At 34.6% G+C, this 26,972-nt stretch carries 23 protein-coding genes; 11 read left to right on the top strand and 12 right to left on the bottom strand.

What is annotated here, in order from left to right:
* Positions 1-34 precede the first annotated feature (34 nt).
* From PKC21_03520 to PKC21_03510, 3 genes are read left to right on the top strand one after another with little or no spacing between them, the layout of a single operon-like run.
* A complete protein-coding gene (locus PKC21_03520; GenBank protein ID HMR24405.1) occupies positions 35-1,141 on the top strand; it encodes a hypothetical protein in 1,107 nt (368 codons plus the stop codon).
* 59 nt (positions 1,142-1,200) lie between these two features.
* Complete coding sequence (locus tag PKC21_03515; protein HMR24404.1) at positions 1,201-2,811, top strand: DUF6531 domain-containing protein; 1,611 nt, start codon at positions 1,201-1,203, stop codon at positions 2,809-2,811.
* On the top strand, positions 2,808-3,332 hold the full coding sequence (locus tag PKC21_03510; GenBank protein HMR24403.1) for an NYN domain-containing protein: 525 nt from the start codon (positions 2,808-2,810) through the stop codon (positions 3,330-3,332). The genes PKC21_03515 and PKC21_03510 overlap by 4 nt, the downstream gene beginning before the upstream one ends.
* A gap of 148 nt (positions 3,333-3,480) precedes the next feature.
* Here PKC21_03510 and clpB read toward each other — a convergent pair whose 3' ends face one another.
* On the bottom strand, positions 3,481-6,066 hold the full coding sequence (gene clpB / locus PKC21_03505) for an ATP-dependent chaperone ClpB (protein ID HMR24402.1): 2,586 nt from the start codon (positions 6,064-6,066) through the stop codon (positions 3,481-3,483).
* A 200-nt stretch (positions 6,067-6,266) separates the two neighbouring features.
* Between clpB and PKC21_03500 the strand changes: the two genes are divergently transcribed.
* A complete protein-coding gene (locus PKC21_03500; GenBank protein ID HMR24401.1) occupies positions 6,267-7,793 on the top strand; it encodes a hypothetical protein in 1,527 nt (508 codons plus the stop codon).
* Between the two features lie 60 nt (positions 7,794-7,853).
* Here PKC21_03500 and PKC21_03495 read toward each other — a convergent pair whose 3' ends face one another.
* The 5 genes from PKC21_03495 to PKC21_03475 all read right to left on the bottom strand — a co-directional run bounded on the left by PKC21_03495 (position 7,854) and on the right by PKC21_03475 (position 13,081).
* On the bottom strand, positions 7,854-8,243 hold the full coding sequence (locus PKC21_03495; GenBank protein ID HMR24400.1) for a DUF1844 domain-containing protein: 390 nt from the start codon (positions 8,241-8,243) through the stop codon (positions 7,854-7,856).
* Positions 8,240-9,667, bottom strand: a complete 1,428-nt coding sequence (locus PKC21_03490; protein ID HMR24399.1) for a DUF4340 domain-containing protein — start codon at positions 9,665-9,667, stop codon at positions 8,240-8,242. The genes PKC21_03495 and PKC21_03490 overlap by 4 nt, the downstream gene beginning before the upstream one ends.
* Before the next feature lie 217 nt (positions 9,668-9,884).
* Positions 9,885-11,528 carry a GldG family protein gene (locus PKC21_03485; protein HMR24398.1) on the bottom strand — a complete coding sequence of 548 codons (1,644 nt, stop codon included), beginning with the start codon at positions 11,526-11,528 and terminating at the stop codon, positions 9,885-9,887.
* Between the two features lie 3 nt (positions 11,529-11,531).
* Entirely contained in the window at positions 11,532-12,323 is a 792-nt protein-coding gene (locus PKC21_03480) for an ABC transporter permease subunit (GenBank protein ID HMR24397.1), read from the bottom strand.
* A gap of 44 nt (positions 12,324-12,367) precedes the next feature.
* Positions 12,368-13,081, bottom strand: a complete 714-nt coding sequence (locus PKC21_03475) for an ABC transporter ATP-binding protein (protein HMR24396.1) — start codon at positions 13,079-13,081, stop codon at positions 12,368-12,370.
* 174 nt (positions 13,082-13,255) lie between these two features.
* Here PKC21_03475 and PKC21_03470 point away from each other — a divergent pair, with 174 nt between their 5' ends.
* From PKC21_03470 to PKC21_03455, 4 genes are all read left to right on the top strand, one after another.
* Entirely contained in the window at positions 13,256-15,238 is a 1,983-nt protein-coding gene (locus tag PKC21_03470) for a 4Fe-4S dicluster domain-containing protein (protein ID HMR24395.1), read from the top strand.
* A gap of 148 nt (positions 15,239-15,386) precedes the next feature.
* A complete protein-coding gene (locus PKC21_03465) occupies positions 15,387-15,983 on the top strand; it encodes a hypothetical protein (GenBank protein ID HMR24394.1) in 597 nt (198 codons plus the stop codon).
* A gap of 67 nt (positions 15,984-16,050) precedes the next feature.
* On the top strand, positions 16,051-18,087 hold the full coding sequence (locus PKC21_03460; protein ID HMR24393.1) for a cytochrome c3 family protein: 2,037 nt from the start codon (positions 16,051-16,053) through the stop codon (positions 18,085-18,087).
* Positions 18,084-19,517 (top strand): hypothetical protein, encoded by a 1,434-nt coding sequence (locus PKC21_03455; protein ID HMR24392.1) that lies wholly within the window; start codon positions 18,084-18,086, stop codon positions 19,515-19,517. The genes PKC21_03460 and PKC21_03455 overlap by 4 nt, the downstream gene beginning before the upstream one ends.
* Positions 19,518-19,534: 17 nt before the next feature.
* On the opposite strand, the gene PKC21_03450 is transcribed toward PKC21_03455, so the two are convergent.
* The gene (locus PKC21_03450; protein ID HMR24391.1) at positions 19,535-19,939 is read right to left on the bottom strand and encodes a response regulator; all 405 of its coding nucleotides are present in this window, start codon (positions 19,937-19,939) and stop codon (positions 19,535-19,537) included.
* Positions 19,940-20,108: 169 nt separating this feature from the next.
* Here PKC21_03450 and PKC21_03445 point away from each other — a divergent pair, with 169 nt between their 5' ends.
* Together PKC21_03445 and PKC21_03440 are read left to right on the top strand one after the other, a co-directional pair.
* The gene (locus PKC21_03445; GenBank protein HMR24390.1) at positions 20,109-21,389 is read left to right on the top strand and encodes an esterase-like activity of phytase family protein; all 1,281 of its coding nucleotides are present in this window, start codon (positions 20,109-20,111) and stop codon (positions 21,387-21,389) included.
* A gap of 41 nt (positions 21,390-21,430) precedes the next feature.
* Positions 21,431-22,459 carry a hypothetical protein gene (locus tag PKC21_03440; GenBank protein HMR24389.1) on the top strand — a complete coding sequence of 343 codons (1,029 nt, stop codon included), beginning with the start codon at positions 21,431-21,433 and terminating at the stop codon, positions 22,457-22,459.
* Between the two features lie 2 nt (positions 22,460-22,461).
* Here the strand turns inward: PKC21_03440 and PKC21_03435 are convergent, their stop codons facing one another.
* The 5 genes from PKC21_03435 to PKC21_03415 form a co-directional block, all read right to left on the bottom strand.
* Entirely contained in the window at positions 22,462-23,331 is an 870-nt protein-coding gene (locus PKC21_03435) for an arginine deiminase family protein (GenBank protein HMR24388.1), read from the bottom strand.
* A 34-nt stretch (positions 23,332-23,365) separates the two neighbouring features.
* Positions 23,366-24,145 carry a nitroreductase family protein gene (locus tag PKC21_03430; protein ID HMR24387.1) on the bottom strand — a complete coding sequence of 260 codons (780 nt, stop codon included), beginning with the start codon at positions 24,143-24,145 and terminating at the stop codon, positions 23,366-23,368.
* A gap of 215 nt (positions 24,146-24,360) precedes the next feature.
* Positions 24,361-24,555, bottom strand: coding sequence for a hypothetical protein (locus PKC21_03425; protein HMR24386.1), 195 nt, complete (start codon positions 24,553-24,555; stop codon positions 24,361-24,363).
* Positions 24,556-24,650: 95 nt separating this feature from the next.
* On the bottom strand, positions 24,651-25,694 hold the full coding sequence (locus PKC21_03420; GenBank protein ID HMR24385.1) for a hypothetical protein: 1,044 nt from the start codon (positions 25,692-25,694) through the stop codon (positions 24,651-24,653).
* 81 nt (positions 25,695-25,775) lie between these two features.
* Entirely contained in the window at positions 25,776-26,234 is a 459-nt protein-coding gene (locus tag PKC21_03415) for a hypothetical protein (protein ID HMR24384.1), read from the bottom strand.
* A gap of 226 nt (positions 26,235-26,460) precedes the next feature.
* On the opposite strand from PKC21_03415, the gene PKC21_03410 reads away from it, so the two are divergent.
* Positions 26,461-26,898: a ferritin-like domain-containing protein gene (locus PKC21_03410; protein HMR24383.1), complete on the top strand. Its 438-nt coding sequence runs from the start codon at positions 26,461-26,463 to the stop codon at positions 26,896-26,898.
* Positions 26,899-26,972 lie beyond the last annotated feature (74 nt).

The following is a 26,972-nucleotide window of genomic DNA, read 5'->3' as shown; positions in this document are numbered from 1 at the left end:
TTCATATTCCATAAAACTATGTTACTTTAACATCATGCAAGGTGTTTCACTGGGAATCGATATTCAAACCAGCCATATTGATATCTATGCTGTTCATCAAAAACAATTTTGCTCTATTGATATCCCAGGACAAAAACAAAACAATCGTATTGATATCGATTTTTCATCATCTACCAACAATTATGTTTTTAATAAAAAAACTCCAATTGATTTTAATGCTAACTTTATTCCTTATGAATTAATCTGGGGAGTTGAAAAACAAAGCGTAGATCCATTTTTTTTGCACACCTTCCCTGAACACTTCATTTTTGATAATAATAAATGTATTGGTTTAGAGACTTTTAATGAACCTCTTTTATTTCATACTATTTTTCAAAACTATTTCAAGCTCCTATCTCAAACGATATACAAACAATTGGCAAAGCCTGTTACCACAATAAACTTACACGCCCCTGAACACCAAAGCAGCTTTCTTAAAAATATATTAAAAACACTCCTAGAAAATAGTTTTAACTGTAAAGTAACTCCTCGCAGTTCCAAAAACATCATTCTGCAACAATCAGCATCAACGGATATCCCACAAAAAAAACAAGTTCATCTTTTTACAAACTATACAAAGCCTTATTTGTATTATCATAATGTTAAAACCAATGAACTGTATTATCATTTGTTTACACAAAACATCTATCGTTTAGATTTAGCTTTTTTAGAAAAATTAAAACATCAATTTATAAAGTCAATAGCACCATATAATGTTTCTTTTAATGCTTATCAACGTAATCAACTATTCTATGCTGCAAGCCATATAAGGCATGGTCTAAATCAACACCACACACTAAAAGCTTTTATTCCAGCCCTTTGTTACTCAAATGAATATGGTCTTCATGATTTTAACTTTAACATCCAACGTGATGAATATGGGCAATTTGTTCAGCAAAACAGTTCTGTTTTTTTAAAAGAAATGGACGCTTTTTTTTTAAAAAACAAAATATTACCTCATGACATAAACAGTTTATATCTTCACGGCGAAGGGTTAAATGTACCTGGGCTTGCTACTGTTTTAGCCCACTATTTTCAAAAACCTAAAGAAACAATTGTTGCTGACCCTACATTTGTCACTCAACATTGTATCAATTTTTAGCTACCTATAAACTTAGACTTGGCAAGCCTTGGTATTCAATTTATAATGGGGTAGTTTTTATGAAAAAATGGGTTCTCATAAGTATTATATTTACAACTTTCAAGTTGTTTGCCGGCGTTAATCCTCAAACAGGCAATTTTTTCTTTACTGTTCAAGATTATCAAAAACAATGCCATCAAATGACACTTTCAATACAGAGAAGCTACAATAGCTTGTATCGTCAGTCCGGTTTGTTTGGTAAATCTTGGCTGTCTAACCTTGAAAGAAAAATTATACCTGTTTCTAATATAAGTTTAGAGCTCATTGAAGCTGACGGTTATGTTAGTCAATTTTATTTAGAATCACTCATCAGCGATAAAGAAAAAAGTGTTGATGCCATCATTAAGAGAAAAAAAAATCTAGACATAGAACATACCGGCAATCCCAAGGGCAATGGAGATCAACATTACTCAGAGTTAAAAGAAAAAATGCTCAATGAACATGATTATTTCTTAACTCAACTTCAACGTTACCAACCCAACACCATCACCACCAATAATTCTGTTTTTGTATCTCAAGATCGTAAAAGTTCTACTCTGAGTCAACATAAAAACGGTTTCAAACGAACATTCATCAATGGCGATACTGAAGAATACAATACCAATGGAGAATTAATTTTAGAAAAAAACAGACATAACACTTTTATTCGCTATATATACAACAATGGCCTGTTAAAAACCATTCGCGATTCTTGCGGACAGTATGTCAATATCAATTATGATAAGAAAAACAGAATAAAATCAATACAAAGCTCACACAATAAAACTGTACACTATAGCTATGATGACCAAAATATTAAAAACACCTTGTCTCGCTTTACTGGCATGGATGGTCAATCTCTTAATTTTAAGTATGACAAATTTTTTCGTTTAACTGGTATTGAATTCCCCTCTGAAACCATCAAAATTGTTTACGATCAAAACTCAGGTAAAGTTGCAGAACATCATGGTCCTGGCAAAAATAAAAACTCATACACATACACAAGTTATCGTGGAAAAAACATTACACGTATAACTGATGAGCAAAAACAATCTCATAGCTATACTTTTATACCAGCAAAAAACCAAAGCATTTATACTGCTCCTGATGGTACAGAACAAATAAAAACAACCCTTGCCTGCTGTGGAAAACTAAGCTCAATTAAAGATAAAAAGGGTCAAGGCGAAACTTATATCTATGATAAAAACAAACAAAACCTTATTGAACTCCAGTCAACTAAAGATGAAAATGTTTTTTATACCTATAACGATATTGATTTAATTAGTAGTATTCAAAAAGGTAAAACCACTCTCAATATCAATTACAACTCAGAACATTTACCTAAACTTATTAAAAAAAATAACCAAACCCTAGTAGAAGCTGATTACGACATGCATGGTGATCTCCTAAGAGTTCATGATAGAACAAGCGATATACTTATCCAGCGCAAGAATAATGGTGATATTCAACAAATTCAACTCAAACAAAATAATCAAACCTATGTTGTGAAAATTCAATACCAGCACAATGATGAAATTCAAGACAAGTTATTTGAACCCAACTCTGCCCAAACTGCCTCTATTATAGAACAAGAATTCAACCGCTTATTAAATTTATTACAATTAAAACCTTATCTTCCTAACACATCATGAAAATTATCATTGATGGTTACAATTTAATGTTTTGTGGGGGATTTCAAGATAGAGATGACTTAATTGAAACACTATTTAATTATAAAAATAGTACTCAACATCAACATAGCTTTTTAGTTGTATTTGATGGGACTCATCAAGGAACCTTCAGTGGTGACCGAGATTTTTATAAAGGTCTAGAGATTGTTTACACGCCAATTACAGAAATTGCCGATGATTGGATTGCTGATTATTTAAATACGCATAAGCACAAGTCTGCATCTTTTTTGGTTGTTAGTTCAGATAGAAAAGTACAACAGGCGTCCCAAAGCATAAGTTGTGATTGGATTAGTTCAGAGGACTTTAGCAAACGCATACAACAAAAAACTGAAACAAGTTTTGCAGACTTACTCAAACAAGGTGAATGGAATGAAGGCCGAGAAAACCTTAATGAACTCTACAAACAAAAATCAAAAAAAGGCAACCCAAGAAAGCTCTCAAAAAAAGAAAGACAAAAACGTAAAAAATTTAAAAAATTATAGTACCCTTATGCATATTTTATGCACAACATTATTAAATGTTTATTTATTGCACTTTTTTACAAATTTTTTTAAAAAATTTTAATGGTTTTAATCATTTAACCAAAAACGCCTTTGTTTTAAAAAAACAAAGGCATTGTTGTTTAGTCTATTAATGTACTGTTGGTGCATTAAACTTAAAATTGTCACCTATGTAATCCAAAATCACTTGATTACCAGGCAAAATTTCTTCATCTAAAATTTTTTCTGCCAAGGGGTTTTCAATTTTTTGTTGTATAACTCTTTTAAGTGGCCTTGCCCCATAAAGGGGGTCAAATCCTTCTTTTGCCAGCTGTTGTTTAGCAGTATCAGAAATTTTTATTTTTATATTTTTTTCTGCCAAGCGAGTCTGTAGACGTTTGATTTGAATATCCACAATATGCTCTATTTGTTCAGGGTTTAAGGCATTAAAAATAATAAAATCATCTACTCTATTTAAGAATTCTGGTTTAAAAAACTCTCTTAAAACTTGCATGACTGTATCATTGATCTTTGTATTGTCTTCACCTGCTGCTAAAATCTCTTTGCCCGCCAAGTTAGACGTCATAATCAAAACTGTATTCTTGAAATCCACTGTTCTGCCTTGGCCATCCGTTAATCTACCTTCATCTAAAATCTGTAAAAACACATTAAAGACATCCGGGTGGGCTTTTTCTATTTCATCAAATAAAATAACCGCGTAAGGTCTACGTCTCACAGCTTCACTCAACCTTCCTCCTTCTTCATAACCCACATAGCCCGGAGGTGCTCCAATTAATCGAGCAACCGAATGTTTTTCCATGTACTCAGACATATCTATTCTTAATAAAGCATGTTCGTCATGAAATAAAAAGTCAGCCAGTGCTTTTGCCGTCTCAGTTTTACCAACACCTGTTGGTCCTAAAAACATAAAAGAACCCATAGGCTTATTGGGGTCAGCTATGCCTGCCCTTGAGCGTTTGATGGCTTTGGTTAAAACTTCCAACGCATGATCTTGACCCACAACTTTTTCATTCAAAATAGCCTGCATATTTTTTAAACGCTCTTTCTCACTATCCAACATGCTGGATAAAGGAATGCCCGTCCATAGGGATACCACTTTTGCAATATCTTCTTCTTCAACCTCTTCTTTAAGCATAGGATTGTTTTGTTGTATCTCTTTTAAATGCGCGTTTTTAACTTCAAGCTCTTTTTCTAATTCTGGAATTTCTCCATATTTTAACTTTGCAGCCAATGACAAATCACCCTGCTCTTCTGCTGTTTGTACTTGGGCACGTTTGCCATCTAAGCTTGCTTTGATGTTTTGAATCTCAGTAATAACACTTTTTTCCTTGCTCCACACTGCTTGCAATTGACTGATTTCATCACTTAATTCTTTTATAGATGCTTTGACATTGTCTAACCTATCTTTTGAGTGGGCATCTTTTTCCTTTTTTAAAGCTTCTTGCTCAATTTCTAACTGAATTTTTTTTCTTTGTTTAACATCAATTTCTGTGGGCACAGAATCAATCTCAATCCGCAAACGACTGGCAGCTTCATCCATTAAATCAATAGCTTTATCTGGCAAAAATCTATCGGTAATGTATCTATTGGAAAGTTTTGCTGCCGCAATAATTGCGTTATCTGCAATCCTGACTCCATGATGAACCTCGTATTTTTCTTTAAGCCCACGTAAAATGGATATTGCATCTTCCACACTGGGTTCTCCGGCATAAACCGGTTGAAAACGTCGTTCCAAAGCGGCATCTTTTTCAATATACTTTTTATATTCTTTTAAAGTTGTTGCGCCAATGCATCTTAATTCGCCTCTGGCTAAAGATGGCTTAAGCAAGTTGGAGGCATCAACCGCACCTTCACTGGCACCTGCACCAACAATGGTATGCAATTCATCAATAAATAGTATGACTTCACCATTAGAGCTTTTAATTTCTTTTAAAACAGCTTTGAGTCTATCTTCAAATTCACCTCTGTATTTTGCTCCAGCGATCATTGCTCCTAAATCTAAAGATAAAAGTTTTTTATTTTTTAAAGTCTCTGGCACATCATTACTGGCTATTCTCTGGGCAAGGCCCTCAGCAATTGCCGTTTTACCCACACCGGGTTCACCTATAAGAACTGGATTGTTTTTACTTCGCCGAGACAAAACCTGGATAATTCTTCTAATCTCAGTATCTCTACCAATCACCGGATCTAATTTTTTTTCTTTGGCGATTGCTGTTAAATCTTGCGTATATTGTTGCAGGCTTTGGTATTGGCTTTCTGCATTTTCAGTCATGGCTTTATGATCTCCTTTATTGGTGATAATCGTTTGTAAAAAATCTTCATGTTTAATATTCAATGTCGTTAAATACTGCTTAAAATTATCATTTTTCAGTGCTGCTTGTAAAAAATGCTCAGTTGAACAAAAAGATTCTTTATTATTATCTCTAATTTTCTCAGCATCACTTAAGCATTGAAACAATGGACCAGATAAAGCCGGTTGCGTTTGAGAGCCTTCCACCCTAACAAAACCATCTATGGTTTGCTTGATTTGCTGCTGATGCCGGGACAAATCTGCCCCCAACTGCTCTAAAACTTTTACATACATTCCTTGTGGGTTTTCCAACAAAAAATGTAATACATGCTCTATTTCAACACTTTGCTGCTTTAAGCTTTGGGTGTATTGAGCTGCCTTAGCAATTACATCTCTTAATGCCACTGTAAATTTTTGTATGTCCATAACATTAATAAAAGCGCATTTTGAGGGCCGTCAACATTAATTTTTATATTGCAATGCGTAACAAACTATGCTAAAAGGGAAAACTTATTTCTATGGGGGAAATAGTTGAAAAAACAATTGTAATGATTTAGAAGCCTGCTCCATCTGTAAAGAAGTAGTCTTTACAGATCAATTTAAAACACGTTCGGGGGAAAAAAACGATGTTTAATAAACGCTTGCGCCTATGTTTGCTCTTTTTGTTATTTTTATCAATTTCTAATACTGCTTATAGCCAGTATCAACATGGTCCTGCATTAAAAGCAGAGGTAATGTTCTCTGATTGCATTCCAATTAGCATGGCGAATCCGACTTGGTATCACCATAACCAATCATTAACCAACAAAAATACCTCCTTAGTATGCAATAAGGTAACCTTTTTAGATAATGCCAACAATGTGTTTTTCTTTGATCACGTCAACGTTAAACCTGGAAGTTCAATCAATGGTATGAGGTTTATTGCAAATATGAATCAAGACCCAGGCATGAAAGATTGGTTTAGAACCCAAAGTTTTGAAGACTTTTGCGAAGGTGTAAGAGATCTCTGTAGCGGCTGGGTACAATCTGGTGTAGGGATTGAATCTGTTGTTCAAAATTATGTTCCATTCACTTTGGCTGCTGCTTTAGATAACTCAGAACAGCGTATTATTTATATGCATGAAGGCTATGGCCAATATAATATAGATGCATTTCATTCAGTTATTGAAGATACCACATTGACAAGTTCTGAAAAAATCAGTCAGCTTAAACATATGCAGGTTTATGGTCATCATTATGTTTTAGGTCATCAACTCAATGAAGCCATTAAACAAAATGTTCCTTATAAAATTCAAGGTGGTCTTTATCACTATTCTTTTAGTACAATTGACCTTATTTTTTCTAACCTTAATGATATCACTGTCTACGCAACAAAGTTGAATAACACCTATGAAATGTCAACAGCAACAGCTGCTATTACTTTAACTGAAGTTGGTGTAAGTCTCTATTTTGCCGCCAAAGCCATGCAATTAGCAAATACTAACTTAAATAACAAAGTTGTTAAAATTTTAGGATTTGAAGTTAATAAAACTAACGCCTTGCTTTCTAATCAATGGCCAAGTTGGTGGTTGAATATAAACCTACCAAGCGCAGCCTACAGAGATACTAACGACTCTATTTTTGATATCATTCAAAAAGCTAAATCTGGAGACATCAACAGTCAAAATACCCTTCGTATAGAAGCACAAAACTGTTCTGAAGGCACAAGTCAATATAACACTAAAATTTGTGATATTATAATTATGTTAACTTCCCAAAACGGAGTTATTCAAAGCAACACTTTTCATAACAAAGATACACTTATAGTTAGTGAAAACTTATTCTCAGAACAAGGTCTTATTAATGCAATGCTAGCTGAAACCTCTGCTAGATACATTGCTTATCAAAATTCTGAAAACGGTAGTTTATTGGTATACCTTTTTTCTCCAAATAGAAATGAACAGCATGTTCATACCCATAGACAATTACACCCCTTTTTAGAAGGTTATAATTTTGTTGGAGCTGGATACATTGAAGTTTTTGATCAAAGCGCTACATTTGATTCAACCACAATGTATAGAGAATACGGATATGATAGACCAAGCGACCCATCTGTTCAAAGAAAAATTCTAGAACGTATTAGTCATTTATTCCAACAATTCTATGGTTCATAAACAACTATTACAATACCCTATGGCTAAAAAATCACACCATCAAAAAATTGGTGTTCTTTTTTATTTTTTATCTTTCACTTCCACATACCGCATGCGCAATTCATACAACACTTGTTGCATGAGCTTGTCTTCATTCTCATCTAAATTGCCTTGGGTTTTTTGGTACAACATTTCTAAGATATCCACTTGCTGCTTGGCCAAAGGCATATTTTTTTGCGTTTCATTGCTGACTGGATCTGGAATCAAGCCCATTTGAACAAGAGCAGACGTACTGATAGACAAAACAAAAGAAGTAAAATTAATTGTGGGATTATTTTGTGTTTCTTGTGCGCTTGGTTCAGTTTTGTTTTCTGTTTGATTCACTGACTTTTCTTCTTTTGCTTTTACTTTCTCTTGCCCACGTCTATCATTGATAGTGTAAGACTTTTCTTGCTCTTCATTATTGCTCATTTCTTACTCTCCTTTTTATTCGCATTCATTACATTGTTTACTGCATCAGATATAATATCAAGCTGTTTTATGTCAAACAACAATTGAGCATTGTGCGCTGAACTGTATACCTGAGTAAAGCTTAAGTTGTTTTGTTTATAGGGTTCTTTGTACACTAGCAGTGTTTGTTCTTGACCATTGCTATCAATAACACTGATTGCATAGTCAACTGTTAAGTTTTTATTTTTATCTTGTTTTAAAAACTTTTTTGCCTTAAGTGCAAATAAGGCATGACTTGGAACAAACTCATTCAATTCACTGCTACCCACACTTTTTTCTTCAATCCACTGATTATCTTTCTGAACAAAATTTTTAGTTTTATTGTTTTGAATAATTTTAAAATTTTGAACCTCACTGGCATTGACTGAAAAAACTTTTTTCACAGCTAAATCTCTTAAAGTGTAATAAAAGTGTCCGGGTTTAATGGGGCTTTTCTTAAACACAAAGGGCAATCCATCTCTATATATAAATGCATGGTAAGACGTATTTGACCCGCCTTTAGGCACGGATTCATTGATATATAACTTTTTAACTTTTGTTTTATCTGTGATTTCAAAAAAGAAGTCTGCCTTTTTAAGCAAGGTTTCTTTAATTAAATTTGAAAATTCACGATTTTCTAAAACTTCATCTATTTCAAAATTTTTTAAATGATTCAACATACCCTCAACAAACAATGTGTCCGCTAAAATTTTGATGGGTGAAGAGATATGCCACTGATCATTTTTTTTAATCAACTCATAGGTGCCAGAAATATTTTTTAAACTAATTTTTTGCGGGTCATCAAAACCTACCATATTTTTATGGATATAATCAGATGTTTGTTTAGTTTGAGAGTCTTTGAGTCTTTGGTCACTTAAAAATATATCTTGATTGCCATTTGCCACATAAAGCGAGCTACCCATTGTATTGAGATCCCCTGTGAGCAAAGTTTCTTTAAGCTCGTGTAAATCACCCTCATAAATTTTTATCTCTGACTTTTCTTTAACAATGCCATAACTAGAAAATTTTTCATTACCTTTAGCAATGTACTTATCTTTTTTTGCTTGTGTTAAATCATCCAACAAAACATCCACCTGATTTTGATTTGCTAAGTATGTATTATCATCCCATTTAAGTAACCATTGTGGCTGCACATCAAATTCACTGGCAAAACCTGCTAAATCGTCTGAGTACTTTCCACCTGGTTCTTGGGATCTTTTCAGCAACTGCCATTGACCCTGACTATTTGATACAGCTATTTTTGTAATATTCTGTTTTTTTATATTTAGCAGTAACTCTTGCTGTTCTTTGATAGCTTCTTTTTTTTCTGATTGTTTAACATTCCACCAATTTAAAACAATCAGCCCAATCAAAACCAAAAAAGCAATTACAATTTTTTTCAACACGGATTAATCCTCCATACATATATGAACCAGGCAAATAATATGGGTCATCTATCCCAATCTCTTTCTATACAGCCATAAATTTAACCCAAATAAAAGTACTAGCATTGGCTCCCGCTTCGCTCCCTCTTTCAAGGGGGCTCACGCCCCCTTAAAAAACAAAAATCGTCGTTTGTGTTTTTTTATCCCCGTGTGCTCAATCAGTTCCTGATTTCGCATATTAACCTAATCTCTTTCTATACAGCCATAAATTTAATCCAAATAAAAGTACTAGCATTGGCAATATGATAATAGATAAATAAAAAATGACTATGGATTGTGTGGCGGATAGCTCTATGGCTGAGCTTTTAATCAGTTTGGGTCTAATTGTTATTTGCTCTACTTCTCCTCTTAAAAAGTTTAAAGCATTGATAAACAAATCATAATTGTATCGGTTTTGACCTACCATAGCATTTGAAATAAAATCACTATCTCCCCATACCACCAGTTGGGCTTGCTTGATTTCAGGGTCATTGTCCCCTTCTACTTTTATTTCCAAATCTTTTTCAGACACAAGACCAATACTAACTTTACCCACTTGATCTGTTGCCTCAATGACTGGTTTTTTATCAATAAATAGTGCTTGCAAATCTGACTGGGCCCAGCTGTTTTCTCCAGGTGAGGTAAAGGCTAACTCAACAACGGTTCCTTCAAAACCAGGTGCTTTATTCACTGATCTCACTTGGTCAAATTCAGTGTTCAAGTTACCATTCATCCCTTGCTTAAGTGGCTCAACAATTGGATGCTGTCCATAATTAGCAACCACAAGCTCAGTGGTAATTTGCATGCCTTGTAAAGACAAGCGCTTTTCTAAAATAACATTATCTCCTAAAACTACTCCCCAAGAGTGTAAAAAGTCTTTTAAACCATTGTCTACCAAACGAACTTTATTTTTTTGACCCACAACTGTACTGATATTGGGGTCAAGCAGCAACTGTACTTTACCTCCAGACAATAAATATTCATTGAGACTAATGACTTCATTGGCTGTAAACGCTACTTGTGGACCAGCAATAATAACTATCGAACAAGCTTCATCTATTTTGGGCAAAAGATTACTCAGTGTACGAGCATTAAAACCCTCATTGCTTAAGCCAGGTTTAATAAAACTTAAACTTCTTGGATCTTGTGGGTCTCCTTCAAACTTTAACTCACCATGACCTTCAGTAAAACACACCATTGTTTCCCCATTACGCGTTACTTTTAAAATGGCTTGGGTGATATCCTGTTCTGTACTACCTTGCATGATATGCTGCTGCTCACCATATTCAATTAAAATGTCTCCGTCTTGCGCAGAAATTTTTTGAGCATCTAACTTTGCAACATCTGGATCTTTGAACTCTACCTTTACTTGATCACTTGCATCTTGGTAGTACTGCAACAAATTTTTTAACCCAGGTTTTAGCTGGTTATTTTCAAACATAAAGACTTGTATTTTAATCGGTTTATCTAATTGTTTTAAGGTACTTAGCGTTTGATCAGACAAGGTGTTAATTTCATTTTGGGTAAAATCTTTTTTCCAAAACATGGTTTTAGTCGAAATAACATTAACAACAGCCAAACAACAAACAACCAAGAGGATAAAAATAGCATTCCCCAATCTTCCTTGATTTTTTTTGTCGCTAAATGCATTTTTTATCCCCCCAGGACTTTTCATTAAATATTTAATATTCATGACCAAGTAATAAACCAAAAACAACACAGAAAAAATCATCAGGCTTCTAAAAAACCAATTGCTGCTGTCCTTGGTAATTCCATAACCCAAAATTGCGCCAAGCAATAAAACAAAGCCTGTAACACCACTCATCAATGATAATGTATTCATTTTTTATCTCCAACCTTGTACATCTAAAGAACGATGGGTTAAAAATACAAACAAACCAGATAAACTTAAAAAATAAACGACATCCCGGCTATCCACTACACCTCTTAACATTGCCTTCATATGTTCCGGGATAGAAATATATTGAACCATACTGTATAAAATACTGCCTTCTTTTAAACCAATAGAACTGATAACAAATAGCAATAGCAAAACCACAAAGGTCATGACCGCAGCAACAATTTGATTTTCAGTTAATGAACTTGCAAACATACCTATTGCTAAAGCTGTTGCTGTGTAAAGAATAAGACTTACATATCCTGTTATCACTGGACCTAACTCAGGAGGATTGTCCAAGCTAGCAAATAAAAAAATCTGATAAATTACAGTGGGTAAAATCATACACAGCACAAACAAAAATGCTGATAGGTATTTACCCCAAACAATATGTGTTGTGCTTAGTGGAGCAGTTTTTAACAGTTCATCTGTTTTTTTACTCTTTTCCTCAGCAAAGCTTCTCATCATCAGCAAAGGAATTAAAAATAACAAAATAAAAGCCATGTTAAATAAACTGGGGGCAATAACAATTTCATTAAGGTTTAAACTTTCTAAGTACTGTGGGTTTTGTGTCATCTGTGCTAAGTTTTTATAATTCTCATACATCATGCTGAACCTACTCAGCCCCACATAAAAGAAAAATCCGGTCAATGACAAAAACACCACCATCACCACATAAGCAATAGGTGAATAAAAATAATGCTTTAATTCTTTTTCTATAATGGTCCATATTTTTTTCATGCTTTACCTCTTTAATATATTGCTATTCCTAACCCCATAGAAGCTTAACTTGCTTGTGTGAGCATGACATCGACAAATACTTCTTCTAAACTTTTTGTTTGGGTTAATTCTTTAATGGATCCTTCAAGGGCGATTTGACCTTGATGGACAAAAACTGCTCGATCACAAATCATATTAACTTCTGGCAGAATATGCGTGGATAATATAATGGTGTGTTCTTCCGATAAAGTTTGTATTAAAGCGCGTATTTCGCGAATTTGAGTTGGGTCAAGACCCACCGTTGGTTCATCCAAAATTAATACATCAGGCTTATGCACAATTGCCTGCGCTAAGCCCACCCTTTGTTTATAGCCTTTAGATAAATTACCAATCATACGCTTGGCAACATGTTTTAAACCACACTTGTCAATAGCCCATTCTATTTGTTGTTTTTGCAAGTTACTTGGGATTTCTCTAATTTTAGCAACAAATTTTAAAAATGCTTCTACCGTAAAATCAAAATAGACTGGTGGCGACTCCGGTAAATATCCAATACGACGCTTAACTTCTAATGGCTCTTTTAAAATATCATAGCCTGCAATCAAGGCAGTTCCAGAACTGGGTTGCAATGAACCAGTCATAATTCGCATGGTTGTTGTCTTGCCGGCGCCATTGGCTCCTAAAAAGCCTAAAATTTCACCTTTTTTAACCCTAAAAGAAATATCTTTTACTGCTGTTATATCACCATATACTTTATGAATATGTTGCGCTTCAATCATGTGCACCTCATTTTTTTATGCCAAAGATTTTATGACTCAAATTTTTATCAAAACTCTTCAATAACTCAAGTTATTCTGGGTAAGTTTATGCAACTTACACAACAAAAGACACTTTATTTAGATTTTTAAAAGACAAACAAGATTTAAACCGTTAAAATAGAGCTACTAAAAGCTATGTCTAATGGAATTATCTACAATAAACGCAATAAGCAGAAAAAAGGACCCCCTAGCTTTCCTGTTACATCACTTGAAGATTTAAAAATCATTAAACTTTTTCGTGATATCCCCAATTTTACATTAAAACAATTGCAAGGCAAAGTAAGAAGAGCCAGCGCCCTAGCCAATGAAGACATCTTAGAATTTGAAAGTGACACTGAAAGCTTTGCTCATTTCTTTTTTATCGCCAAAGGTCAGGTTAAAATTATTGGTTTTGACGAAAATGCCCGTAAAATTCCCATTAACTTTCTCCGCAAGGGCGAGTTTTTTGTGGATAAGCCCATGACTTGGAACAACTTAACCGCCAGTAAAGTTGCAGCTATCACCGATGCCGAAATTTTAATTATTCGTAAAGAAGACTTGAAGAGCTTTGCCCGCAGCAGCCAAGTTTTTGAAAATCGTATCAAACAAATCAGTGATCGCATTGACTACAGAAATAGAATTTACTGTGAAGACAGTTATTCACGCTCAGTCTTAGATTTTTTAGTTGATACCGCTTTAACCCAAGCGTCCAGAATTAAAATCACGCAAATGAACAAATGCATTGAGTGTGATACATGTTATGAAGCTTGTGAGGACCGGCATGGTTTTCAAAGAATAGAACGTGGTTATGCCAAGTTTGGTGTTATGGACATTGCGCAAAGTTGTTTAACTTGTTTTTATCCAACGTGCATTCCTTCTTGTCCAGTTGAAAGCGTTATTTTTAACCCAGATAGCGGAGAAGTGGAAATTAAGGATGATTGCATTGGCTGTCAATCTTGTGCCAAAGCCTGTCAATATGGTGCAATTACCATTCATAAAGTTGATCAAAAAGATGAACGTTTTTCTCGTTTTTTAAATCACCCTGGACAAAAACGTCCACCTAAATTTATTGCTGACAAATGCAATCATTGTAATGGTTACAGTGATCTTGCATGTATATCGCATTGTCCAACCGGTGCAATTATAGAATTAAGTGCCAATGAACTTTTAGAAAACCCAACCCTGTTTAGCGTCAATCAAAGTACACAAGTGAACAGTCAAGAACTGGACGAACGCTCAGGCTTGGTTAAGTTTTTACAAAAAATTTATTTTCTAACAGCTTTTGTTGTCATCACTTGGTTATGCTTTGAGTTTCTTGCCTTGCAAGAACAGTTTTATGCTCAGTTTTCACTTTTACTAAAAGCCCAAAGGCTGGGTTTTATAGACCCCAATATTCCCCTCAATTTTAATAAAGGCTCACAGTTGTGCTTATTTATTGGCAACGTTGGTTTTTCTTTAATTGTAATGGCCATGATTTATCCTCTGCGCAAGGCTTTTCCTCGTTTGCTTGGACGTTTTGGCTCAAAACCTCTCTGGTTGGATTTCCATAACTTCGCCGGTTTTATGGGTACCATTCTAGTTTTATTTCATACCGGTTTTGAATTTGAGATGGGTTGGGGAACCTTGGGCATGGTTTCCTTATTGTTTGTAATGATTACTGGTATGTTTGGTCGTTTTCTTTACCAAGTCATTCCCAGGACAGTGGCAACAACCGAACTTAAATTTAGACAAATTCAGGAACAAGACCGTGAATTGGCTTATAAATTAGATGCTATTTTTGAAAAAGGGACCCGCAGTAGACGAACCATCGATAAAATCATGGAAGAAACCAAGTTTGAAGAGTTAGAAGACCCAAGTATTTTTCAATTGTTCAAGTCTGGTATTCGTTCTTATTGGTTGCTGATGCGAATCAAACATTTTACGCCCAAAGAAATGGAAAGTTACAAACGCCAGTACAGCACATTTAGAAGCATGGTGCACCGCAAAGTTTTACTGACACGCAATGTTCGCTTTTTAGAATTTGCCTCACGCTTGTTTGTTAAATGGCAATACGTGCATAAACCGCTGGCCTATGTCATGGGTATTTTTGCCATTATTCACGTCATATACAACTTATTCTTTTTTACTGGTTGGACTTGATAAATAACCCTAACTTTACATCCCACCTCTATAATTTTAAAAAAACTATTTTGTTAAACATACCAAAGCTGAACTGAAACTGAACAAAAAATCCTTTAATAACAATTACCTAGCTATCATCTGATAAACTTGTTATAATTAGAGAATCGTGCGTAAATTATTTATTTATAGCTTTGCTTTAAGCATCGCCATGCTCAATACTGTGTTTCCCCAGTTTTTTTCACCGGGGGATTTAAGCAGTGCGCACTTTAAATATCTTGATGGCTTCTCTAAATGCACCAAATGTCATACGGGTAATCGTAAAAAAGCCTGTTTAAAATGCCATACTGACATAGCAGAAAAAATAGAGTCTAAGAGTGGTTACCATTACCGCAATGATGACAAGCGCTGTTACCAATGTCATGGTGAGCACCGTGGTAAAAAACATGACTTAAGAGATTTAAAACGAATTGGTTTTAAACATGAGGATACTGGCTGGCCTTTAGAAGGCAAACATAAACGTTTAAAATGTGAAGAGTGTCACACAGATAAGCGTGTCAATGCCATTACTGGCAAAAAAACCAATTTAACTACTTATCTTAAAAACTCTAGTCAGTGTAGCTCTTGTCACCCTAACCCGCATAAAAAACCAGAGTATCAAAAGCCTTGTGATGAATGTCACAATGCTCAAGACTGGAATTATTTTGATTTTGCAAAAGATAAAAAACCTAAAAACGTAAAAAAAGATAAAGTTCAAGCAAAGTAATTTTATGGGCTAAATCGTGTTTTTACTTTCTATCCCACAAATATCCCCCTAAAATAGAACTCAGATTTTGCTAATTAAGAACAAAAATTTTAATGCTCTTTATCTTTTTTGCTGGATACTGTTATTTTATCCCAAACTTGGTTTTACCCAATTTAACACTTGGATCAGCCCAGGCGCATTATCTAAAGCCCACCAAGAAATATCTGGCGTAAAGAACTGCACTCTTTGTCACACAACCGCTCAAGGCCTGCCCAATAAAAAATGCTTAGATTGCCACAAGGATATTGCCAATAAAATTAAAAACAACTCTGGTTACCACGCTGTTCAAACTGCTCAGTGTTATCAATGTCACAATGAACATAAAGGCCTTGATTATGAACTTTTGGGTTTAGAACGTCTTCAATTTAGTCACTCACAAACTGGATGGTCTCTCACTGGAAAACACAAAGACGTTAAATGCAAACAATGTCACACTCAAAAACGCAAACATGCGATTAGCGGTAAAGCCACAAAAAAAACCAGCTATCTAGCCGCCTCATCCAACTGTTCAAGCTGTCACAAAGATGTTCATAGAAGCAAAAACCCAAGATTTAAACGCTGCCAAGATTGTCACCACTCTTATAATTTTACTAGCCTAATTAAACATCTACGCTTTAATCATAACCGGGAAACAAACTTTCCGCTCACTGGCGCACATCAAAAGGTTCAATGCTATAGCTGTCACACTAAAAAACTTTGGAGCCCCCTAAGATATAAAAGCTGCACAAACTGTCATAGTGACCCTCACAAGGGAAGCTTTGGTTCTGACTGTCAAAAATGTCATAGTACAGATTCCTGGAAAGCTGGAAGCAGCTTAAACAGCACTGAAGCTTCTTTTAAAGATTTTGACCATCAAAAAACCCGTTTCCCTTTAACGGGCCAACATAGAAGTGTGACTTGTAACAACTGTCATGGCAACACTATTGGTAAAATAAAAAATTTTAATCAATGCAGTGATTGTCACAATAATCCGCATGGTCAAGAGTTTCAAATCAATTGGAAAGTTAAACAATGCAATGACTGTCATTTAACTGAAGGATGGCAAATTTTATCTTTTCTGCACAACAAAGATTCTCGCTATCAACTTACAGGAAAACACACTGTTGTTGCATGTGAAAAATGTCACCAAAATAGAAAGTACCGTTGGCTAAGCACATCACCCAAATGCAATGCATGTCATCAAGATATTCATAAAAACCAATTTGGTGTACAGGCTTGTTCAAATTGCCATAGTACGGCTGGCTTTTCAGAAATGCAATTTGATCACAACACGCAATCACAGTTTAAACTAGAAGGCGTACACAAATATGTCAATTGCGAAAGCTGTCATGAACAGGGAAAATTTAGACCCTTATCCACAAATTGCAAATCTTGCCATAATGACTTTCACCAAGGTGCTCTTGGACAACAATGTGAAAATTGTCATACACCAACCCGTTTCAATGACATTAATTTTGATCATAATAAAAATTCTGACTTTAAATTAGATGGCAAACATAAATATCTCAATTGTAATCAATGCCACCAAAATTTTAAATACAAGCTTGGTCTTAAACGTTGTTCTGAATGTCACAATGATGTTCATAACAACTCATTTGGACAAAACTGTGAACGTTGTCACAACAGCACAACCTTTGCCATGAAAAACAACTTCCATGATTTTGGTGAATATGAACTTAAAGGGGCTCACAATCAACTCAACTGCTTAGTCTGTCACGGCCCCAAACAGGCCATCAGGTCTGCAAAACCACAATGCCAAAGCTGTCACCAAGATCCGCATATGAATAGCCTGTCAACACGTTGTCAGGATTGTCATGGGCAAAACACTTGGTTACCCACACAGTTTAGACATGCTCAAACCGGCTTTGAATTGTCTGGTGCCCACCGTTTTCTTTCTTGTGAACAATGCCATGTAAATCGTGTTTTTGGTGGCTTACCCAATGAATGTTCTTTTTGTCATTTAAAAGACTTTGCTTCGCCAGTTATTATTCCGCAACATGCTGGTGGCAACACCAACTGCAAGGACTGCCATAGAACCTATGGATGGAGACCTTCCAAACTATGAGTTGTAAAATAATAAAACAGAATATACTTTTTTTTGTTCTTTTTTATTTCCTGGTGACACTTTCATTGACTCATGCTCAATCTGAAACGCAGTTCAATGGAAATCTTAATTTAGGATACTGGTCAGTTACGCAAAACACATTAGACCAAGACAATGCAATACAAACTGACGGAGTTGGTCAAGATTATTTACAGGACCGTTATCGTTTACTCATGCTTAATGTTAGACTGTATCAGCAAAAAAGTAGCTTTGATTCAAAACAAACAAACTTTCGTTTTGTTGGTAAAAGTCGTTTTAACTTAGATCAAACCAACTACACCTTAGCTTACAATCAAAAAAATCGTTATGACATTACAGAATTATCATTAGAGTATAAAAATTTTTTTTCAGGCCATGACCTATGGCTGGGAAGGCAAATCGTTTTTCAAAGCGGTGGTATGCGTTTTGATGGTGCAAGACTGATACTAAATCTTAACAACGAGGGTCAGCTTGGATTTTTCTCTGGTCTTGGACAAGATCCAAGAACCAGCCTTGGCTTTATTGGAAGCAATCAAAACAATCAGTTTATCAGCACTGATTTTATAAGCTTAGGCAGTTACTACCAACATAAAAATGACACTTTAAATTTTAGCAGCTCCTTAAATACGCTTTTGTATCAAGGTCAAGTGGATCGCTTATATAATTTTACTCACGGCACTTACATTCCAAATAGCAAGGTAACATTATCCGCCTTACTCAACTATTCTTTTGTGCCAAAGTCTTTGGATCAATTGCTATTAAATTTTTATTATATTTTTTCAGATCATTTAAACAATAGCTTAAGTTTCACCCGTTGGTCAAATATAGAGTACGCTGCTTCTCTCAGCTCACAAATCCCTGGGCAAGGGCAATTTACGCCTGACACCTACGTTAACGGTGATGTTTTTAATGACACCTATTACACACAAATTAGAGATCAAATCAGCTATTCTTTTTTAAAATCACAAAATATTTTTACTGGAATAGAGTTAACAAAACGTAGTTTTGATGCGCTGAATAGAAGTCGTTATTTTTTAGGTTATAAAAACAATGCTCTTTTTCAGCCAAGCATTGATTTTAGAACCCAAATTAATTTTATCAACAATTATAAAAGTGCCCACGTAGCATTTGATTTTTTATTGGGTAAAGATTTTTCTGACGGTCAATTGCGCTTGGAAAGTTTTTTTAATCGAGTCAAAACTGAACGTGACGTTTATTTAAACAATACCTTAACCAGCTTACCCACAGAAAATGAACAAGAGTACAGTTTTGGCGGAAATTTATTTTGGTATTTTAGTAAAAAAAATCTTTTGCACGCTCGATATCAAATATTTAAAGAAGAAGACAGTCTTAATGAAAATGATAAAATCACCGTCAATGATTTATATTTAGGAACCAATTTCAAGTTTTAAACAATATTGAGCATTGTTTAGTGTAAAGAGTAAGATCTTCTTTCCTGTAAAATATTATCAATGATTTTAGCAATCTGATGCGGACGCAACATTTTTTCTAAAAATGCACTAGGGCCATAACTGTCTAAACGTTTTCTAATATCTTGGTCACTGATCCAAGATAAAACAATCACCGGTAAATCTTTGAGTCCTAACTTGGTATCTATTCTTAAACTTCTCAACAAGTCTTCACCCGTCTTTACTGGCATTTTAAAATCTGTCACACACAAATCAAAGTCATCACTTTCTAACATTTCTAAGGCAGTATCAACAGATAATGCAACCTGCACATCAAAACCTTCATCCGATAAGCGGCTGTGCATATATTCAAGAAAAAAATCATCGTCATCCACTAAAAGAATTTTTGCTTTAATATTTTCCATATTGCTTTAAAACCATCTCTTTCTTTATGTATCTCTACGCTTTATTGCCTATTTAACATTTTAACAACCTTTGTCTTAAAAAAAACCATAAAAAATCAACCTTGATCGAATATCCATAAAACTTGAAAAATTAATCTATTCTTAATATTAATATGATTTACTACATGCTATGATTTTAAAAACTAAAAAGCTGAGATTATTACCTTTTTTGTGTTTTATTCTATGTTTTTCTTGTTCGTTTACTTTTGCAAAAAACACGCAAGTTAAAACACTAGAACTCCCTAAAAACATTAAGTTAGGGACCACTTTAGGCAATGAAACTGTTTATTTTGGAGGTTTATCTGGCTTAACTTTTTCTCATCAGAAAAAAAATAAGCTTTATTTTTGGACCTTAACTGATCGTGGTCCTAACGCAGAACCTTTTGCTTTTGAGAAAAATTCGGAAAAAAGCAGACCTTTTCTCTTACCTGACTACCAATTGCGCCTCATTCAGTTGGTTTTTGATACCAAAAAAAATATCATGAATATTCATAAACAACTTTTATTACAAGACCCTCAAGGCCAGCCATTAACGGGTATTCCAAATTTAGCAACAAGCAAAGATAAAAAACATCAACATGAACCTCCAACAGACCTTGTCGGTAAAAGTTTAACGCTTAATGCCTACGGTTTAGACCCAGAGGGGATTGCAATAGATCAAGCAGGTCATTTTTGGTTGGTTGATGAATATGGCCCAGCCATCGTAGAATTTAATAAAAAAGGAAAAATGTTAAACAAATATGTTCCACAAGGAACAGGTTATAAAAGTGCACATATTCATGCTGTTTTACCTGAAGTCATTAAAGAACGGAAAATGAATCGTGGTTTTGAGGCTGTCAGCATTGCTAATGATAAATTGTATGCTGTTTTACAAAGTCCGCTTCCTACAAAAAAGAAAAGTGATGTTATTAGAATTATAGAGTTTGATCTTAAAAAAAGAGAGGTCACGGGTCAATATGTATACTTATTAGATGACGTTAAACAAGCCGATAAAATTGGAGGCATGACCGCTCTCAATGAAAATGAGTTTTTGCTTATTGAACGTGACGGTAAAAATGATAATGACGCCATTAAAAAAATATACAAAATAAGCATAGCTGCGGATAAAAATTTATTGGCCAACGCTTATGATGCCATGATATTTAATAGCACTCAACTTGAATCTCTTTCAAAAAAAGATTTGCTGAAAAAATATGCTCTTTCTAAAACTTTATGGATGGATTTAAAAGACCATAAACTGAACAGCCTTGCTGATAAATATGAAGGCATTACATATGTTCCTGCTATGGATGCCTTGTATTTAATCAATGATAATGACTTTGGGATTACCGGTATTTTTGACCCAAAAACAGGAAAGTCAGATAAAGGAACACAATTATTTAAGTCTTATTTTATTCAAATCAAAAATTAATACTAACTAAATTATAATACTAAGACTAGGGGGAAAATGTCATGATTCATCGTAACTGTTTATTGCGCAAAGTAGGTGTTGTTATGTGTCTACTTACAATTAAGATTTCTTTTGCACAAAATTCAGCACAGAATTTTTTTTCACTCTATAATCAATTGAGTCAAAAAAATTTAATTGTGAATAAAAACGCTACAAGCAATAACACTTATATTCAAGTTGAAACGGCCAGTTCATTATGTCAAAACAATGGAACACCTATCACTCATATGGATCAATTGATGCCTTTGATCGCTCACAGCTTACAACCAAAACGCAGAGGACTAGCTTACTACATTGATACAGAAGACTCGTCACTCAACCCTGATGGAATCATCATAAGAGTAAGAGTTCTTCAGAAAAAAAACAATCCCCATTTAGACTTAAGCTCAACCATCAAATTTAGCTCAGGCACTAGCCTTTTACCTTTAGAATACCAGCAAAGATTACTAAGTCTTAACCCCTCCACCCTCACCTGGAAAAATGAACTGGGTTTGAGTCTGTATGAAGACAATAACTTACAAAACTTTCAATTATCTGTAACTCACAATAATATCCGTCATTTTCTACCTTCTTTTATGCAAACCATTAACATACCTCAACAATTTTTTACCTATCGATCGCATGCTAAAAATTTTATTTCTTTTGCTTCACTATCTTCCAACCTACCCCTTTCATCAGAACAGACATGGTTTTTTAATCAAGCCCTTGAAAAAACCTGTCACGCCGATATCATGCCTTATTCTGAAAACTTAGGTATTAGAGCAGGTATGGAGTTGAGCCATTGGGAAAAAAATCTAGGTTCAGATACTTTTATAGAACTTGATATTGAAGAAAGAAAATTATTTTTCCCACAAAACCACACTCCTTATTATGTGGTCTCTTATAAGGTTAAAGCTCAAAAAAACATGGAACAACTAGATCAAAACTTAACAAAATTACTGGAACGAGCTGTGGCCTATGCAAGTGGGGGCCAGCTTAAAAGTTGTGTATTTCCTGAAAATTTTGAAACTTATCTTTACGCTGAAAAATAAAACTAGGGTTCTCGTGATAAAGTAAGACTGGTGCATCTAAATGATCCACCTAATTTGATGGGCTCTGAGTAACTAAGTTTTTCAATTTTAAAGCCATGCTGTTTCAATTCATTTTGAAGTCTTTTTTGTTGTTGTTCTACTATAATGGTTTCTGGATTTAAAAGCACAACATTGGTCGCCAACAGTTTTGCCTCTTCATCACTTACCTCAATTAAGGTGTATTTTTTTTGAAGGTATTCAATGTCTTTTTCATTAAAGCTGGAGCGATGAATAATGGCTATATCTTTAGATACAATCATTAAACGTGTGTCTAAATGCATAATATTTTCACCCAAATTCAATACCTTGACATCAACATATTGTGCAAGTTCATCAATCGCTTCCTGTGATGTACGACTACTTAACCCAACTAAAACTTGATCATCCGTAGGCATAACATCACCACCTTCAATCTGCCCAGATACAATTTCTATGCATTGCTTTTTATCAATAGACAATTGATTGATCCTGTTTGCCAGTTGATCAAACTCGCCATTGCGCTCTTTAAATTTTCTATTTTGACTGTAAAATATTTTGTCACCAATGACAAAAGCAACATCACGCGTGTACATCTGCCATGGCAATGTTTTTTTTGCTTCAATTTCAATCAAGTCTACATTGTAAGACTGTAAAAGCTCTAAAAATGCTTCTTGCTGTTGTATTAAGAGATTGATATCCCAGGTTTCTTTTAGTGAATGAAATTTGTGAAACTCTGGGTCTTGGGTAACATAACTTTTTGCAACCGGCACGTAAAGACCCAAACAATAGGCTACTGACTTTAAGGAAGCGTATTCGTTTTTAACATTCAGTTGCATATATTTTTCTTGCTGCACTTTATGTGCCTTTTCATAACATGTCAAACCTGGATCAAACAGATAAGAACTGCGTTTGATAGCACTCCCATAAATTTTTTGAATAATCCTCTAACTCTTGTTGATCATACTTTAAAGCTCTATAAGCTTGCGCAACATTGCTCACATTATCACGATCTAAAACCTTTTTTCGTTGTGGGTTCTGTGTAAACCTAAGCCAATAGTCTTGTTCACGTTGACTGTAAACTGTATCTATTCTTTCTGCATTAAAGCTGTCATAACTTTCATTATGCACAACTGCTGCTAAAGGTAAACGTTCAATTCTTTTTTTCTCTTCTGCTGGATACCCCATACAAATAGTTGTTACTGGAACAACCAGTTTAGGCAAGTTTAAAATATTCACGATTTCTTTAATACCCTTTAATGTTGAACCCATATAACAGGTTCCTAAATCCATAGCCTCAGCAGCTAAAACAACATTTTGGGCTAATAAACTGGCATCGATGATACCCCTGATAAGACTAACTTCATTGGCAAAAGAAGTTTTGGCTTCTCGCACATCAAACCAGCGTTGCATCCTATGCAAATCTGCACAAAAAGTAATCAAAACAGGTGCTTGTAAAATCATGGCTTGCTCACCATGTGCTTGATATAATTTTTGTTTTTGTTGTGGGTCTTGAGTAAGAACCATAGCATAAAATTGCATATTGCCTGATGTGGCAGCACGCGTGCCAGTAAGCAAAATTTTCTGTAAAAGATCTGCTTCAATCGCTTTATTTTGATATTGACGAATAGAACTATGGCCATCTTGCAAAGCCAATACATCTGTATTCATAGTGTTTAAATAAATCAATCTATAAAAACTAGCAAATTGTTAGTTTGTTCAATAACTATAAGTTAATGAACTAAAAATTGAGCCAAAAAATATAAAACCTGGCCGAAATTTCTACCCTTTGATTCCTATGGAATATTGAAACTTCATTTTGACTTGCTAAACAAAATAGCTTTTTATAAATTTTTTACTGAGAAGGTCCCTGTTTTTAGCCAAGGTTAATTAAGGTGCTCTTGCTTATGATAAGTTTTATACTTATTATTCATTTTAGAAAGGTAAAAAGCATTGAGGGCATGAACCAAACTGTCAAGCTTAGCCGCATCTAAATGCATGCTAAACATAGAAATGGTTAAAACATAGCCTCCGCATTCACATTCAGAGATTTTAAAATTTTTATGTTGATCTAATTTCATGATATTGATTATTATTATCAATAAATACATGTTGCAACATTTTATGTACTTTAAAATGTTTTTTACTCTATGCCTTTCATATTTCTTATAAATCGCTAAACATGCGGTGCCATGGGCTGTTCAAAGCTTAAAAGCCAGTCTTCTATTTGTCTATCATCAATACGTCTGTACATTTCATAGCCGTGAGCAAAAACAGTAACCGTTGTCCATAAACCGCCTTTGGGAACAGGACAATTATCATAAGGCGCATTAACCAAATCAGTAGCCCCCGTTATTCCATCTAAACGGTCTTTCATGGGTTCAATATCAATGCTTGCTTGAGAATCCGCTCCAAGATAGCGCTCAATAGGATTTTCCCAAAGAAAGGAATCTGGATTGTCTATTTCCATATTCAAAATACAGTTTAAGGCACCCATATCCTCCGCAGTAAAAACATGATGCGTCTCATTTTGAAAATCGTATTTCAAAGGACCTGACATGCCTTCAATATAATCTGCTTTGAGCATTTTTGTTTCTAGATTGTATGACAACTTAAAAAATGATGGGATGCAAACTTGCTCTGGGCATAAGGTAGAATAGACTTCTCTATGCAACACTGAGTTTTTATGCCATTTAATCTTTAATTTTATTTTTTTTGCTGCATCTTTTTTTGAGACTATTGGTTCCAGCACAGCGTACTGCAAGTCAAAAGCAATATTAGATGCATGGTATTCATTGAGGTCATCATTGGCTGCAGCATAAAAATGAAGCCCAAAATCAAAGACCTGATCTGGAACATGAACTGTTGCATAATTTAACCATGCTCTTGTGTTCTCATTAAGTTCTGCAATAGAATGGTTTTTTAAAATTTTTTGAATGATTCTATCTTGATAAGAAAGCACTTCAATATTGTTAAGCTGTGGTTTAGTAACACCTTCAGAATTTTCTTGCGCAGCTTGTTGAACTGACAGTTGATTTTTTTCCTGATTAGATTCAGGAATAATAGGTTCTTGTTCTGCTTTAATAATTTGTTTTTTAATTATTTTACGCCCAGAAACAACATTATCTTTTGGGGCACGCTGATTGGGTCTACATCCAAACAGTAGTGTAAACGTAACAATAACAAGTAGACATTTGTATGTATTATGGTTGCAAGACATATATTAACTTTATTTTAAATCATATGCCAAAGCTTAAGGGAGGTTATAGCCTCCCCTCAAGTCATTGAAAATAAGCCCTTACTATTTGCGTTTAATCAGTTCTAGAAGATAATCGCCTAAATATTCAACCACAGTACCATCTTCTTGTTGTACATCTGTCACTGGAATCATATCGCTTGAAATCACGCATGATCTTGTAACTGGGTCATAGCTTTCTATTTTGGCGTAATATTCTAATGCTTCTTGTCCATCGGCTTTTTGAAACTCATCTAATTCTTCAAAAAGTTCAATGTAGGTTGCTGATTCAAAGCCTAATTCTTGTGCTGCAGAAGAAAAAGTGAATTCTCTTTTATGGCCATCATTGCCTCCGTCATGTGACACATAGCCTTCAATATCAAAAAAACATACTTCGCTGAGTACATTAATCTCTAATGTGGCTGCATCATCTTGATTTAACCTATAAGTCCCTGAAGGATGTGCAAAAGCGTTAGAAAAAATTGCAATTCCTGCAACGGCAAACATTATTTTTTTAAGTGACATGACTGTCTTCCTCCTAGTGTGGTTTTAAATTAATATTGATAGTCATTATCAATACTGTTAAACTTTGCAAGTGTTTTTTATAATTTTTATTTTATGGCTTAGGCCCCCGTTATTGAGCACTTCTAAATTAGAGCTTTACAAAAATGATTCCCCGGGTTTATGATTCATGGGTCAATAGCTTATCAATAATAAATTTTTATATCTTAGCAGATACTGAAAGGTTTTTATGGAAAACAAAGAGTCAATTATTAAGGTTTTAAATGCAATTATGGAGCATGAGCTTGCGGGAGTTGTAAAATATACGCACTACTCTCTTATGATTTTTGGTCATCATAGAATACCTATTGTTAAATGGTTAAGAGACCAAGCCTCTGAGTCTTTAATTCATGCGGGCACTGCTGGTGAACACATCACAAGCTTAGGCGGTCATCCATCTTTAAAAATTGCGCCTCTGCTTGAAACACATAAACATGAAGTGAATGATATTTTAAAAGAGAGCTTAGAACATGAACAATTACAATTGAACAAGTACAAAGAGCTGCTTTCTATTGTGGACAACAAACATATTGCATTAGAAGAATATGCCAGAACCATGGTACGTGATGAGCAAGAACACATCAATGAAGTCCAAAAAATGCTAAGAAAACCAGGTGAACTTGATTAGTATTATGGGTCAGTGAACGCTATCAACATTTGATTTTCTTAATCAAAGTGCAGTTGAGTAATTTATAGACAGCC

It is taken from the genome of Oligoflexia bacterium (assembly GCA_035326705.1).
Classification (GTDB): domain Bacteria; phylum Bdellovibrionota_G; class JALEGL01; order JALEGL01; family JALEGL01; genus JALEGL01.
The sequence above is the reverse complement of the archived record's forward strand: the minus strand, read 5'-3'. Positions and strand labels throughout refer to the sequence as shown.